Consider the following 13,988-nt stretch of genomic DNA (forward strand, 5'->3'; position numbering starts at 1 on the left):
GTTATTTAGCCTATGTATGGCACAAAAAAACCGCATATAAATGCGGTTTTTTAATACGTGTTAAACGTTATTTAGTATCATCTTTAGCAACGTCTGATTGCTCTTCAGATACCTCGTCTGCTTCTGGCTCTAGTGTTTCTAGCTTTACTACTTCAGCAACGGTTTCGTTTTGTGTTGGCTTTTGGCCATAAAACGTTTCACCTGACTCAGACATTGATACTAGCGACTCACACGGTGTAAATATAGCGTTGCTATTGGCAAGCGTAGACATATCCGAACTTACTTTACTCGCACCGAGTTTGTCCATGTAGCTAAATGGACCACCGAGGAATGGTGGGAACCCAATACCAAAAATAGCACCAATGTCACCATCACGTGGGCTTGCAATAATGCCCTCGTCTAAACAACGTGCAGCTTCATTTAGCATTTGCGCTACACAACGCTGTGCAATTTCACTTTTGTTTAAACGTGAATTAGGTGTTACATCTAGTAGCTCGTATACTGACTCATCAACCTTTTTGCCTTTTTTCTCGTAATCATAAAAACCACGACCCGTTTTACGACCAAGGCGTTTTGAATCAATCATACGTGAAAAGGCATTAGGTCCTTTAAAGCGTTCACCTAATTCTTTTTCAAGAATTGGCGCAATCTTAGAGCCAATATCAATACCTACTTCATCAAGTAACGCAAGCGGTCCTACCGGGAAACCGAACTCTACAAGGGCTGCATCAATTTTTTCAATTGGCTCACCTGCAAGCATTAAGTTAGCTGCTTCATTTAAGTAAGGTGCAAGTATACGGTTTACGTAAAAACCCGCCATGTCTTTAACAACAATGGGTGTTTTACCCTGCTTACGCGCAAAATTAACAACACGTGCAATTGTCTCTTGAGACGTTCCTTCATGCGGAATAATTTCAACCAGTGGCATTTTTTCTACTGGTGAGAAGTAATGCAGGCCAATAACGTTTTCTGGACGTGCAGCGTTTGCCGCAATCTGTGAAATAGGCAACGATGACGTATTACTTGCAAAAATTGTATTCTCTTGGCATTGCTGTTCTACATCAGCAACCATGCCTTGCTTTAACGCTAAGTCTTCAAATACCGCTTCAATAACTAAATCAATGTGTTTAAAGCCACTGTAGTCAGTTGTACCAGTAATACGGTTCATTGTTAACTGCATATCTGCTTTAGACATAATGCGGCGCTTAAGGCGCTTATCAAGAATTTTGTAGGTGTAGTTCATTGCATTGCTAATGCCTTGCTCTGCTACATCTTTAATACGAACAGGCAGCTTCGCTTTTACAGCACTGACGTGGGCAATACCCGCGCCCATCAAGCCACCACCTAATACTGCCGTTTTGGTAATTGCGGGTGCATCGTCATTGCGCCACTCTTTTTTCATTTCAGTGGTAGCAAAAAATAAGCCACGAAGCGCTTTAGATTGCTCACTCATTACAAGTGTTGCAAAACCCTCAGCTTCTGTTTTGTAAGCTTTTAGCTCATCAAGTTCTACGCTTGCACGTACCGCTTTAATAATAGCTAATGGCGCTGGATAGTGCCCGCCCGTCTTTTTCAAGACGTTTTCTTTCGCTTTTTTAAAGATAAAGTTACGGCCAAATGGGTTTGACTCTAATAACTTGCTTACTTTATCGAGCTTTGGCTCTTTAGCTTGTGGCTTTTTCTTAGCGGCAAATTCTTTTGCCACTTTTAAAAGTACGCTATGCGGTACACACTCATCCAATACGCCTGCTTTTTTAGCCTGTTTAGGACGTATTTGCTTACCGGTTAGCATCCACTCAAGTGCTTTTTGAATGCCCACGATTTTTGTTAAACGCTGCGTACCACCGCCACCAGGTAATAAACCTAGTTGAACTTCAGGCAAGCCAATTTTCGTCAAATCGCTATCAGTACCAACACGGTAATCACACGCTAATGCAAACTCTAAACCGCCACCAAGCGCCGCACCATGAATGGCACTTACCGTGGTATAAGGTAGTTTTTTCATATCAAAAAAAGCTTGATGACACAGCTCACTAATGGCAAGCGCATCTTCACGTTTTTCTACGCTATCAAGCATTTTCACGTCAGCGCCTGCAATAAAGTTATCACTCTTGCCGCTAATAAAAACCATGCCTTTAACAGCATGCTCTTGTGCTTGTGCTAATAACGCTTTTAAATCGTCTGCAAACGAGTCGCGCAGGGTGTTCATTTTTTCACCCGGCACATCGATAGTTACAACGGCAATTTTGTTTTCGTCTACCGCTAAATTAAAAACTGAATCTGTCATTACGCGCTCTCCAATACAAAGGCTGCACCTAAACCACCAGCAGCACACGCTGTTGTTAATGCTAAACCGCCACCACGACGTTTAAGCTCGTTTAAGCTTTGTGTGATTAAGCGAGCACCTGTTGCTGCAAATGGATGACCATATGCCAGTGAGCCACCATTCACGTTAAACTTATCCATGTTAATTTCGCCAATTGCTTTGCTACGACCTAGTTTTTCTTGCGCAAACTTGTCTGAGGCAAACATTTTCATGTTCGCAAGGGCTTGCGATGCAAATGCTTCATGCATTTCAATTAAATCTAAATCAGCAAGCGTAATACCGGCTCTGTCAAGTGCGATAGGCGTTGAATGCGCAGGACCCATTAGCATGTCTTGCTCTACACCAATAGCAGAAAACGCAAAGCTGCGAACGTAACCTAAAATTTCGTAACCAAGCGCGCGCGCTTTACTTTCGTTCATCATTAATACCGCAGCTGCACCATCTGTTAGCGGTGTTGCATTAGCAGCTGTAACCGAGCCATGTTGACGGTCAAATACAGGTTTTAGCTTTGCGTAACCTTCAACAGTAGAGTTTTTACGAATATTGTTATCTTCTTCAATAAAGCTTTTATACGGTGGTAAATGAGCCGTCATTACTTCATCTTTAAGCTTGCCATCAGCCCAGGCTTGCGTTGCAAGCGTGTGTGAACGATGTGCTAATGCATCTTGATCTTCACGGCTAATATTATGTGTTTTAGCCATTTGCTCAGCCGTTTGACCCATTGAAAGACCGGTTGAATACTCTGCAACTGCAGGCGGTACTGGCATTAAGTCTTTTAAACGTAGCTTTGAAAAAATTTGTAAGCGTTGGCCTAAAGTACGCGCCTTGTTTAAATCAACTAAACTACCTGCCAATTTTTTACTTACGCCAATAGGTAATACAGACGATGAATCTGCACCACCGGCAATACCTACACTTACTGAGCCCGCCATAATAGACTCAGCTACGTTAGCAATTGCCTGAAAGCTGGTAGCACATGCACGTGACACTGAATAAGCATCAACACCAACTGGCATGCCTGTACCCAGTACAATTTCACGCGCAATATTCGGCGCTTCTGGCATTTGTACTACTTGACCAAATACAAGTTGATCGATTTCTGATTTGTCGAAATTTAATCGCTCAAGCATTTCGTTAACCACTAATTTACCCATATCAAGTGCTGGTACGTGGTGGAATGCTGTTGCTTGTTTTGCAAACGGTGTACGAAGGCCACTTACTATGGCAATACGATCACCCTTTGGTGTTTTTAGTATGTTTTGCTCAGACATTTATGCTCTCCCGCTGACAGGTCTGACCTGTTTGTTTTCCTCGATTCTAAACAACCCGTGTGCTAAAGCCAATAGATAAACTGAAATTTATACAAAGTAGTCATGTTTACATATCACACAATAGGCTTTTTTAAACGCATTTACAAAGATTTGTGGTACGCTAAAAACCGTTAAAAAATAACGAACTATTTTAAAAAATACAGTCTAACTCTTGAGTTACCTAATTATAAACCTTATAAATAGGTCAGTATTTGCAACCTAACCCATTTAGGTACTAACCCAGCTGACGAGGACAGTCCACTTATTATGGCAGCTAACGCATTTTCACAATTAAAAACGTACTTAGATACACAAATCATTGGCCAGCCAGAGCTTACTCAAGCACTACTTATTGCTATTTTAGCTGACGGCCATTTATTAGTTGAAGGCCCTCCAGGGCTTGCAAAAACACGCGCCGTAAATGCGCTTGCAAAAGGTATTGAAGGTTCGTTCCAACGTGTACAGTTTACACCCGATTTATTACCTGCGGATGTTACAGGTACTGATATCTACCGCCAACAAACAAGCGAGTTTGTATTTGAAAAAGGCCCACTTTTTCATAACCTTATTTTGGCTGATGAAATTAACCGCGCCCCAGCAAAAGTACAGTCAGCTTTACTTGAAGCCATGGCTGAACGTCAAGTTACGGTAGGTAAAAACACGTACCCACTTAGCGACCTATTTATGGTTATGGCAACTCAAAACCCGCTAGAGCAAGAAGGCACCTACCCGCTACCTGAAGCACAGCTTGACCGCTTTTTATTACATTTGAGTATTGGTTATCCGGGCGCCGAGCACGAGCTTGACATTTTACGCCTAACACGAGGCGAAGCATTAAAAGAGCAGCAAGCTGTTTTACAAAAAATTAGCCAAAGCGAATTATTTGCTGCCCGCCAAGCAATTTTAGGTTTGTACTTAGCCGAACCACTTGAGCAGTATTTAGTTCAACTTATTATTGCAACGCGAGAAGGCGCTAAACTAGATGAGCAATTGGGCCGCTGGATTGAATTTGGTGCAAGCCCTCGTGCAACTATTGCGCTAGATAAATGTGCACGTGCTCATGCGTGGTTACAGGGCCGTGACTTTGTAGCCCCTGATGACATACAAGCCGTTGTTCATAATGTATTACGTCACCGTATTATTTTAAGTTACGAGGCACAGGCCGATGGCATTACTAAAGATCAGGTAATTAGCCGAATTGTTGAACTTGTAGCTGTACCGTAATTTATGCAAAAACAATTAGACCCTCAGGCATGGCTTAAACAAAGCCATAGCCACGGTGTTAATTTAGCACTAAAAGAGCTGATGTATTACAAAGCCAAAGCGCAACTGCTTGAGCTTGCCCCTAAGGTAAAAATTAAAAATACTTTAGCGGGGCAATACCTTGCACCGCACAAAGGCCGTGGTATGGAGTTTGCCGAAGTACGTCATTACCAGCAAGGTGACGATATACGCTCAATTGACTGGCGAGTTACAGCGCGTACAGGCGAAACCCATACAAAACTTTTTCAAGAAGAAAAAGAACGCCCAGTTTTTGTATTTACCGATTTTTCAAACTCTATGCTATTTGGTTCAAAGCTACTGCTTAAGTCAGTACAAGCTGCGCACATTAGTGCATTAGTTGCTTGGTCTGCGTGCCAGCGTGGCGACAGAGTTGGCGGTATTGTATTCAATCAGCATGCACACCTAGAACTTAAGCCGAGTGCGCGAGAAAAAGCAGTATTAAAGCTTTGCCACAACTTATGTGCAAATCATCAGCAAGCCCTTACAAATATTGATACTAAAGCCAGCAATAACTTTAGTGATAACCTAAAGCGCCTTAATCATTTAGCAAAGCCTGGGAGTTTAGTGTATTTAGTCTCTGACTTTAGCGCCTTAGATGACGCAAGCTTTAAACAGCTTGAAATACTTAGCCGTCATTGTGAGCTTATAGGGTGCCATATTAGCGACCCATTTGAACATCAATTACCCGCTTTTAAAAACACAGTAACGGTTAATGCGAACGGACAAAACTTTGCCTTACCGCTCATGGATAATACATTTAGGGCACAGTTTGCCAAAAATGCAGAAGATGCATTTAATACACGCCTTACTCGCTTAACTAAATCGGGTCTTAATTTAATATCATTCAATGCAGCCGACCCACTTGAGCTGCAGCTAGTGAGAAAATAAACCATGCAAACCAATCCTCTTGATGGCCTGCACGATGTAATAGCACCAAACCACGTTGACTGGTGGCCACTTGCCCCAACATGGTGGGTGATCATTGCTCTACTTTTTATTGCGCTATTGAGTGCAGTTTATGCAATTTACAAAGCGTATCAATATAAAAAAGCAAAACGCTATGCTGTTTTATTGAATCAAAATGAGCAGAGCCCTCAGCAGTTACATATTATTTTAAAACGCCTAGTAGTTGAATATTACGGTAAACACCTTGCCGCGCAGCCTACAAAGCAATGGTGTGAAACGCTAAACACACTCAGTGGGCTGACTTTTACCGAGCAAGAAATTTTAAGCCTATACAGCAGTGATAACAGCGATTTAGCATTAAGTAAAAAATTTAGCCAAGCAATCAAATGCTTTAAAGTAAAGGAACCACTACATGTTTGAATTTAGTTGGCCGTGGCTATTTTTATTAATTCCATTACCTTTGTTGCTTTTATTACTAAAACCCATAGCAAGCAATAGCAATACGCGCCTGCGTATTCCGGGCTTTGCTAAGCATGCCTTAAATAACCCAAATTCAGCACCTCAATCACGCCGTTTATCTATATTTGAATGGCTACTTTGGCTATTACTTGTCAGCGCAGCAGCAAACCCAACATGGCTAGATGAGCCAATTTTATTACCAAATGAAGGGCGAGATATCATGCTTGCGGTGGATTTATCTGGATCAATGACCGAACAAGATATGGCTTACAATGGTCAATACGTTGATCGCTTAACCATGGTAAAAGCCGTACTGAGCGATTTTATAGAACAGCGGACTGGCGATAGGCTCGGACTTATTTTATTTGGCGATACCGCTTTTTTACAAACCCCTCTGACACGCGATTTAAAAACGGTAACCAAAATGCTTAACGAAGCACAAATAGGGCTAGTGGGCCGCGCTACAGCTATTGGCGATGCACTTGGTTTATCGGTTAAACGTTTTGCAAGTAAAGAAGACAGCAACCGAATCGTCGTGCTATTAACCGACGGGCAAAATACTGCAGGTAACCTAAATCCTGACGACGCTCTACTTCTAGCGCGGGAAGAAGGTATTAAAGTGTATACCATAGGTGTTGGCTCTGATAACCCACGTGGATTTAGCCTATTTAATATGGGCGGCTCAGGCGGGAGTAATTTGGATGAACGCCTTCTAAAAAATATCGCCGACGATACCGGGGGGCTTTATTTTAGAGCAAAAGATGTTGCGGGACTCAAACAGATTTACGCTGAGCTTGATAAACTTGAACCCATTAGTGCAGATGAAAAAACCTTTCGCCCGCAAAGCTCATTATTTTATTACCCATTACTCATCGCTATTTTTTTAATTAGTCTAAATGTAATGCTAAATACACTGCGCGCATTAAAGGAGCCAAATTGATGGATTTTGAATTTATTCGTCCTGCCGTTTTATGGCTACTTATACCGGCAATTGGACTGTTTTTTGTGGCGTTAATTAAGCACAAAAAAACCACAAGCGAGCAATTAATTGCCCCTCATTTAGCGCAATTTATTATGACTGATACGGACACCAAAACCAGCCAACCGCTTTGGCTTGTAGCTGTATTTTGCACTTTAGGGGTTTTATTTAGTGCAGGCCCCAGCTTTGAAAAAAAACACGTGCCTGTTTTTCAAAGTAAAAGTGCACGTGTCATTGTAATTGACATGTCGTATTCAATGTACAGCACTGATATTTCGCCAAACCGTTTAACACAAGCACGCTATAAATCTCTTGATATGATTGAGCTATTTAAAGAAGGCGACACCGCCTTAGTCGCATATGCGGGCACGGCCTATACTATATCGCCGCTAACCAACGACGCCACAACACTCAGTAATTTAATACCCAGCCTGAGCCCTGACATAATGCCCGACAAAGGGTCTAACGTACTAGCAGGCCTTGATATGGCAAAAGAGCTATTAACTCAAGCAGGCTATATTGATGGCGATATTATTTTAATAACCGACGGCATAGAACAAGAAGAACAAACGGATGTCACACGCTTTATAAGTAACACAACATTTAGACTCAATATTTATGGGGTAGGTTCTGAGCAAGGTGCACCTATTAAATTACCTGAAGGCGGTTTTTTAAAAGATAGATACGGTCAAATTGTCATCCCTACTCTGAATATTTCACAACTGAAAAGTTTGGCCACCCGCAGCGGTGGTAAATTTGCGCGCTATCAACCAAGTAATAGCGACATAAATACGTTTTCGCCAATGGCTAACAGTGAATTAATTAAAGATGAGACGCAAAGCCATGCGCTATGGCGTATCGATGCGGGTATTTACGGGCTTTTACTTTTATTACCATTTGGTTTGTATTTATTTAGGCGCTCTGCCTTTTTAGGGGGAGTTTTATTGCTTGCCTTTTTACCGCAGCAAAACGCTTATGCATTTGAGCTCCCTGCAATATTAAAAAATACAGACCAACGTGCACTCACCGCATATAACAATGAAGAATACGACAAAGCCGCTAATGCGCAATCAAACCAATTAAAAGGCGCAGCGTTATACAAGCAAGGCAACTTTGATGCTGCACTGGATGCATTTAGCCAAGATAAGTCAGCCACGGGTTATTACAACTATGGCAATGCACTTGCCAAAGCTGGCCAACTAGAAGAGGCCATAAACGCCTATAAACAAGCTCAAACGCTACGAAGTGATTTTAGCCAAGCCGCAGATAATCAGGCCTTAGTTGAGCAGTTGTTAAAACAACAAAATCAACAGAATCAACAAGAACAAAGTGGTGATGAATCCCAAGACCAAGAAAATCAGCAAAAAGGCGATCAAAACCAACAACCAAATAACGATCAATCTGAGCAAGAGCAAGAGCAACAAAATAACTCTCAAAAAGGTGACAAACAAAGCCAAAGCGATGCAAACAAAAAATCTGAGCAGGAGTCTGAACCCTCTGAAGATCAACAAGGTCAAACAGGTGAGCAATCTCAAGAGCAAAATAAACCTGATATGCAAGCACAGCCACAAAATAAGCAAAGCGAAAGTAATAATGCTGAACAGTCTGACCAGCCAAAACCGCAGGCAATGAGCGAGCAACTAGTCAGCGATGAGCAAAAGCAAAAAGCGCAACAACAGGCTATGCAAGCCCAAGCAAGTGAACTGACAAACGAAGAAAAAGAAAAAGCGCAGCAGCTTAATCAATTACTCAGAAAAGTACCGGACGATCCGGCCATTTTATTACGGAATAAAATGCAACTCGAAGCCCAAAAAAGACAATATCAACGCCGCCCTACAGGAGTAGAAAAATCATGGTAATGCGATTATTTTGCTGTTTATTGCTATTATGCGCGATGCCGTCATTCGCAGCGACAAAACTCGAAGCAAGCGTAGATAAAAACCCAGTATTAGCGGGTGAGTTTTTTATGCTTAACATTTCAGTAAACGATACCGTTAATGGTGAACAACCCGATACATCTGTATTGTTAAAAGACTTTGTAGTCGGCCCCACAAGTTTAAGTACCCGCACAAACATCATAAACGGCAGCATTAATAAACAAACCACTTGGAGCGTTAAGTTAATGACCCGCACTGAGGGGCAGTATACAATCCCCTCGTTTAGTGTTGCTGGGCTTAGCTCTGAACCCATTGATTTAACTGTCGCCAAACGGGCTGTAAACGCAGACAAAAATAACGATATTTTTGTAAAAACATCACTTTCTAGCAGCTCGCTATACGTCCAAGAAGCAGGCGTTTACACGTTAAAACTGTACTTAGCTAAAGAGCTACTTGATGGCAGTTTAAGTACACCCAGCATGGAAGATGCACAGCTAACCCAATTAGGTAAACAAACAGAGAGTTATGAATTAGTCGACGGAAAACGATACCTGGTTATTACCCGAGAGTATTTAATTCAGCCCCAAAAAAGTGGTGCTTATACTATTGCAGCTCCGGTATTTCAGGGCCGAGTTCAACAAAATTATCGTCAGTTAGAAGTATCTGCTCTTGGCGACGATCTAGAAATAGAAATTAAACCTATTCCAAGCGACTACAAAGGGGCTTGGCTACCCAGCGAACTGGTGAACCTAGATGAAGAATGGCAACCTAACGATAGCACCGTAGAAGTAGGCACTCCCATAACACGCACTATTACACTCACGGCTTTAGGGGTAACTAAAGAGCAACTTCCTGATATAACAATGCCTACCATCGAGGGAATTCGTAGTTACCCTGATCAAAAAGAAAACAACAACGCTGTTCGTAATGGGCGTGTAGTATCGCAACAAACTGCATCTTACGCATTACTTCCACAAAAACCTGGAACATATACATTACCCGAAATAAAATTGCCGTGGTTTAATACAAAAATAAACCGTATTAGTTATGCGACCATTGCAGAGCGAACAATTACTGTTATTCCAAGTAGCAGCAGTGTTAACACACCAATTAATACACCACAAAATATGAACGACTTACCTTTGGATGAAGCTAATACCGAAAGTAATAGTGCTGGTAAACCTTTGGCACAAACAGCAACGGTTATAAACCAATCTCCGTTGTGGTTTATTGGTGTTGCAATACTGGGTTATGTTTTATGGATCATTACTGTAATGTTTTATTGGTTTAACCGTTCTAATATTAATACAGTTGAAAATGTGCAGCCTTCACCTACTTCACTTAATCAACCCAGCTTAAAAAAATTGATAAAAGTACATAAAACTGGTGATATTAAAGCGTTTTATAACGAGCTTACTCATTATGCAATGCAAGTCACACACGAAGAGACAGGGGCAATTGATAAGTTATGCCAAAGTATAAATAACCCGCAGCTAAACAATGCAATTATTCAATTACAAGCACAACTGTATGGTAATAAGGCTACAAATAGCGATCTTGGTGCTATTATAAAAATACTAGAGAGCGAGCAAACTCAGTCATTAAAATTACAACCAACTGTATTAAAAGACCTTTATAACTAAAGTGAAGTTAAAGATGAATCTTTTTTAATTAAATAAAAATAAAGTAGTAAAAAGTGCTTATGTTGGGAAATAAAAAGTCAAACAATCAGGTCTTAATCGATATGGCAGAGAAACAAAAACGTTATGAAGCCTTGGTCCACGTTTACAATAAGGAGCTTTATCGCTTTGCTTATTGGTTATGCCGTGACCCGCACATAGCAGATGATTTAGTACAAGAGACATTCTTGCGTGCTTGGCGCTCACTTGACTCATTACTAGATCAAAAAGCCGCAAAACCATGGTTACTTACTATTTTGCGACGAGAGAATGCGCGCCGATTTGAACGCAAACAGTTTGACTACAGCGATGTAGAAAACGACACGTTGGTTGATGAAACCAGCCATTCGCTTGATGATGAAATGGAGCAAACCGTTATTCAACGACAAATTGGATTATTATCTGATGAATACAGAGAGCCACTATTGCTACAAGTTGTAATGGGGTGTACTGGCGAGGAAATTGCCGACATTCTCGATTTAAATAAAAACACGGTTATGACGCGTCTATACCGTGCCAGAAACCAACTTAAAGAGGCTTTAAGCCGTGATGATGAACAACTTAAAGGGGCATCAAAGTAATGGATGAACTTGAGTTTCGTCGCCGCACTATTGCGCAGCCAAACGATATTGACAAAGAACTTCAGGAGTTTGCCCAAAGCAATCCTGAACGACAGAATTTTATTAATGAAATGAAAGATTTTGATAAGCATATCCAAGATGCACTCGATATACCTGTACCTGATAATTTAGCCGACCGTATTATTTTAAATACCTCGTTAAAAGAAAAGGCGTTGCAGGAAGAACAAGCTGCTGGTAGGAATGTGGTTGATGCCAAATCTCGGTTTAAGTTTGATCGTGTGCACCTTGCTTTAGCCGCATCATTTATGGTAGCTGTGAGTGCGTTCTTTTTTAGCTCAGAGCAACATATTGGTCACGAAGCAGGCGAACATGCACTCGCACATGTTTACTACGAAATAAATGCGCTTGATAAAAAATCTCCTATTAGCCTGCAAAGTGTGAATGATAAGCTGGCTGTATTAGGTGGCCACATAGACGAACTACCAGGTGATATAACTTACGCTATGTTTTGTGATTTTAAAGGTGAAAGAGGCTTACACTTAATTTTTGAATCGGACTTTGGGCCAATGACGGTATTTATTGTTCCGTCTGAAAATAAATCGTTTGGTTTGGGTAACGACCATTTCCAAGACGAACGATTTGAAGGGCAAATTAATCGCGGCACCCAAGCCGATACTATTTTAGTAGCCAGTGTAGGTGCACCGCTTGATACTTATAACGAGCGAGTAACTAACGCAATTCGTTGGCTTTAAACCCCAGTCAATAAAAAAACCGCTTAGTCCATGCTAAGCGGTTTTTTGTATCTACCTTTTATCTATTAAAAAACGATTGATTTACCTCTTCCTGAACTTTCAGACGCAGCATCTAATTGCCCGTTTTTATTGATAATTACATGCAAGTCACCAAAGTGGCGCTCGTCAATTGTGTAACCCATTTTTTGAAGCTTTAGTTTTACTTCATCATTCAACCCTACATGAGCACGTACAACGTTTTTAGGCCAAAGCTGATGATGAAAGCGAGGTGAATTAACGACTTGCTCTGCACTCATATCAAACTCAATAGCATTTAAAATTGACTGATAAACCGAGCTAATAATAGTTGTACCACCGGGTGAGCCTGTGACCATTTGTACCGTGTTGTCTTTTAATAAAATAGTAGGCGTCATAGAGCTAAGCATACGTTTGTGTGGCTGTATTTCATTGGCTTTGCCGCCAATAGCACCAAACACATTCATAACACCAGGTTTAGCACTAAAGTCATCCATTTCATCATTTAAAATAAAGCCAGCGCCGTCAACCACTACACCGCTGCCAAACCCTAAGTTTATGGTCGTAGTATTTGCAACAGCATTACCCATTTTATCAATAATAGAAAAATGTGTGGTTTGTTCGCTTTCTTTTAACCCAGGCTTTATTGTTTCGGTTGAAGTAATGGCTGCCAACGAAATACCGCTGCTACGTGTTTGCAAATACGGTTCATCAACTAATGCATTTACCGGCACATTAAAAAAGTCAGGATCACCTAAATACTCCGCTCGGTCGGCAAACACACGTTTACCTATTTCAGAAAGTAAATGTACGTAGGGTGTTGAGTTATGAGCTATGTCGTTAACTGGTTTTTTTAGCTCATACATTTTAAGCCATTGTAAAATTGCAATGCCACCAGAACTAGGCGGCGGCGAAGTAAGTACTTCATAGCTGTTCCAACGTGCTTTTAATGGTGTGCGTGATTTAGCCGTATAATTTTTTAAATCAGCCTTAGTTATGATTCCCCCATGCTGGCGCATGAACTTTTCAATAATATTAGCTGTTTCGCCTTCATAAAATCCTGCTTGGCCATTATCACGAATTCGCATTAAGGTTTTTGCTAGGTCGGGTTGCTTAAATATTTCATTAGCTTTTAAACCAGCAAAATACTTTTCGAAGTTAACGTTTATTTTTTGCTCGTTTAAATAGCTGATATAATTACTAGCTCCTTGCGCTAGCTTTGGTGGCACAACAAACCCCTTCTCAGCCAAAGTAACTGCGGGTTGCACTAGCGTTTCCCAGTCAACCGTGCCATGTTTTTTATGTGCTAACCACATACCCGCAACACTCCCGGGTACACCGCTTGCGTGGATGCCATAAATTGATTTATTGGGGATCACATTACCTTGTTCATCTAAATACATATCACGATGAGCAGCACTTGGGGCAGTTTCTCGGTAATCAATAAAATCACTTTTGCCATCTTTTTGGATGAGCATAAAACCGCCACCACCAATGTTACCCGCTTCGGGAAGCGTCACAGCTAGTACAAATTGTGCTGCTATAGCTGCATCTACTGCGTTACCACCTTGCTCTAATATGTTTTTAGCCGCATCTGCACTGAACGAGTCAGGCATAGCGACAGCACTTTGCACAACCTGCTTAGCCGCTACATTAAATGCACTAAATTGCAGCATAACTACGCTAGTTATCACTAACTTGCTTGGCGAGAAAAATAAGCCCATACAGCATCCTTAAATTATTGTTTTAATATTGGTGTTATTGAAAAATTAATTAAAAAGTAAACATCTTAAAAATAACTAACAGCATAACCTCACGCT

Annotated in this window: 11 protein-coding genes; 8 read left to right on the plus strand and 3 right to left on the minus strand. The window is 41.1% G+C overall.

The features are described 5' to 3' along the window. Window positions 1–67: 67 nt before the first annotated feature. Window positions 68–2,287 (minus strand): fatty acid oxidation complex subunit alpha FadJ, encoded by a 2,220-nt coding sequence (gene fadJ / locus ATS71_RS02680; protein WP_058403424.1) that lies wholly within the window; start codon window positions 2,285–2,287, stop codon window positions 68–70. Beyond that, complete coding sequence (gene fadI, locus ATS71_RS02685) at window positions 2,287–3,597, minus strand: acetyl-CoA C-acyltransferase FadI (RefSeq protein WP_058403425.1); 1,311 nt, start codon at window positions 3,595–3,597, stop codon at window positions 2,287–2,289. Before fadI ends, fadJ begins: the two co-directional genes overlap by 1 nt. 306 nt (window positions 3,598–3,903) lie before the next feature. Between fadI and ATS71_RS02690 the strand changes: the two genes are divergently transcribed. The 8 genes from ATS71_RS02690 to ATS71_RS02725 are packed head-to-tail and all read left to right on the plus strand — an operon-like array spanning window position 3,904 to window position 12,153. After that, window positions 3,904–4,860, plus strand: a complete 957-nt coding sequence (locus ATS71_RS02690; RefSeq protein WP_058403426.1) for an AAA family ATPase — start codon at window positions 3,904–3,906, stop codon at window positions 4,858–4,860. A gap of 3 nt (window positions 4,861–4,863) precedes the next feature. Further along, entirely contained in the window at window positions 4,864–5,808 is a 945-nt protein-coding gene (locus tag ATS71_RS02695; RefSeq protein WP_058403427.1) for a DUF58 domain-containing protein, read from the plus strand. A gap of 3 nt (window positions 5,809–5,811) precedes the next feature. Then, entirely contained in the window at window positions 5,812–6,246 is a 435-nt protein-coding gene (locus ATS71_RS02700) for a DUF4381 domain-containing protein (protein WP_058403428.1), read from the plus strand. Further along, entirely contained in the window at window positions 6,239–7,225 is a 987-nt protein-coding gene (locus ATS71_RS02705) for a vWA domain-containing protein (RefSeq protein WP_058403429.1), read from the plus strand. Before ATS71_RS02700 ends, ATS71_RS02705 begins: the two co-directional genes overlap by 8 nt. Continuing rightward, on the plus strand, window positions 7,225–9,123 hold the full coding sequence (locus ATS71_RS02710) for a VWA domain-containing protein (protein WP_058403430.1): 1,899 nt from the start codon (window positions 7,225–7,227) through the stop codon (window positions 9,121–9,123). The genes ATS71_RS02705 and ATS71_RS02710 overlap by 1 nt, the downstream gene beginning before the upstream one ends. Continuing rightward, window positions 9,117–10,784: a BatD family protein gene (locus tag ATS71_RS02715; RefSeq protein WP_058403431.1), complete on the plus strand. Its 1,668-nt coding sequence runs from the start codon at window positions 9,117–9,119 to the stop codon at window positions 10,782–10,784. The genes ATS71_RS02710 and ATS71_RS02715 overlap by 7 nt, the downstream gene beginning before the upstream one ends. 59 nt (window positions 10,785–10,843) lie before the next feature. Beyond that, window positions 10,844–11,401, plus strand: coding sequence for a sigma-70 family RNA polymerase sigma factor (locus ATS71_RS02720; RefSeq protein WP_021032391.1), 558 nt, complete (start codon window positions 10,844–10,846; stop codon window positions 11,399–11,401). Continuing rightward, window positions 11,401–12,153 (plus strand): DUF3379 family protein, encoded by a 753-nt coding sequence (locus ATS71_RS02725; protein ID WP_058403432.1) that lies wholly within the window; start codon window positions 11,401–11,403, stop codon window positions 12,151–12,153. Before ATS71_RS02720 ends, ATS71_RS02725 begins: the two co-directional genes overlap by 1 nt. A gap of 65 nt (window positions 12,154–12,218) precedes the next feature. Here ATS71_RS02725 and ggt read toward each other — a convergent pair whose 3' ends face one another. Beyond that, complete coding sequence (gene ggt, locus ATS71_RS02730) at window positions 12,219–13,892, minus strand: gamma-glutamyltransferase (RefSeq protein ID WP_058403433.1); 1,674 nt, start codon at window positions 13,890–13,892, stop codon at window positions 12,219–12,221. Window positions 13,893–13,988 lie beyond the last annotated feature (96 nt).

Origin of the sequence: Pseudoalteromonas sp. H71 (assembly GCF_001468485.1) — a bacterium.
Lineage (GTDB): Bacteria > Pseudomonadota > Gammaproteobacteria > Enterobacterales > Alteromonadaceae > Pseudoalteromonas.

Coding starts and splice junctions, on each gene's coding strand:
- fadI (WP_058403425.1), bottom strand. CDS start 3,597: ATGTCTGAGCAAAACATACTAAAAACACCAAAGGGTGATCGTATTGCC.
- ATS71_RS02720 (WP_021032391.1), top strand. CDS start 10,844: ATGTTGGGAAATAAAAAGTCAAACAATCAGGTCTTAATCGATATGGCA.
- ATS71_RS02695 (WP_058403427.1), top strand. CDS start 4,864: ATGCAAAAACAATTAGACCCTCAGGCATGGCTTAAACAAAGCCATAGC.
- ATS71_RS02710 (WP_058403430.1), top strand. CDS start 7,225: ATGGATTTTGAATTTATTCGTCCTGCCGTTTTATGGCTACTTATACCG.
- ggt (WP_058403433.1), bottom strand. CDS start 13,892: ATGGGCTTATTTTTCTCGCCAAGCAAGTTAGTGATAACTAGCGTAGTT.
- ATS71_RS02705 (WP_058403429.1), top strand. CDS start 6,239: ATGTTTGAATTTAGTTGGCCGTGGCTATTTTTATTAATTCCATTACCT.
- ATS71_RS02690 (WP_058403426.1), top strand. CDS start 3,904: ATGGCAGCTAACGCATTTTCACAATTAAAAACGTACTTAGATACACAA.
- ATS71_RS02725 (WP_058403432.1), top strand. CDS start 11,401: ATGGATGAACTTGAGTTTCGTCGCCGCACTATTGCGCAGCCAAACGAT.
- ATS71_RS02715 (WP_058403431.1), top strand. CDS start 9,117: ATGGTAATGCGATTATTTTGCTGTTTATTGCTATTATGCGCGATGCCG.
- fadJ (WP_058403424.1), bottom strand. CDS start 2,287: ATGACAGATTCAGTTTTTAATTTAGCGGTAGACGAAAACAAAATTGCC.
- ATS71_RS02700 (WP_058403428.1), top strand. CDS start 5,812: ATGCAAACCAATCCTCTTGATGGCCTGCACGATGTAATAGCACCAAAC.